The sequence below is a fragment of the Ensifer sp. ENS03 genome (assembly GCF_014852035.1).
GTDB lineage: Bacteria > Pseudomonadota > Alphaproteobacteria > Rhizobiales > Rhizobiaceae > Ensifer > Ensifer adhaerens.
Window position 1 is genome coordinate 1 of the sequence record NZ_JACVAV010000042.1, and the last position, 327, is coordinate 327.

A 327-nucleotide genomic window follows, 5' to 3' on the forward strand; every position below is an offset into this window, starting at 1 on the left:
GGTTGCATTCGACGGCCAGGCACGAAGCGCCTGCCATGACGGCGGCGAGCGGCTGGGCGCCACCCATGCCGCCGAGGCCGCCGGTCAGCACCCACTTGCCCTTAAGGTTGTCGCCATAGTGCTGACGACCGGCTTCAACGAAGGTTTCGTAGGTGCCCTGAACGATGCCTTGCGTGCCGATATAGATCCACGAGCCGGCGGTCATCTGGCCGTACATGGCGAGACCCTTCTTATCCAGCTCGTTGAAGTGATCCCAGGTCGCCCAGTGCGGCACGAGGTTGGAGTTGGCGATGAGAACGCGGGGCGCATCCTTGTGGGTGCGGAACA

Annotated in this window: 1 pseudogene; it reads right to left on the reverse strand. The window is 63.6% G+C overall.

Annotated features, from left to right (window positions below):
• Positions 1-327: pseudogene (locus IB263_RS33890) on the reverse strand (urocanate hydratase); the annotation flags it as partial.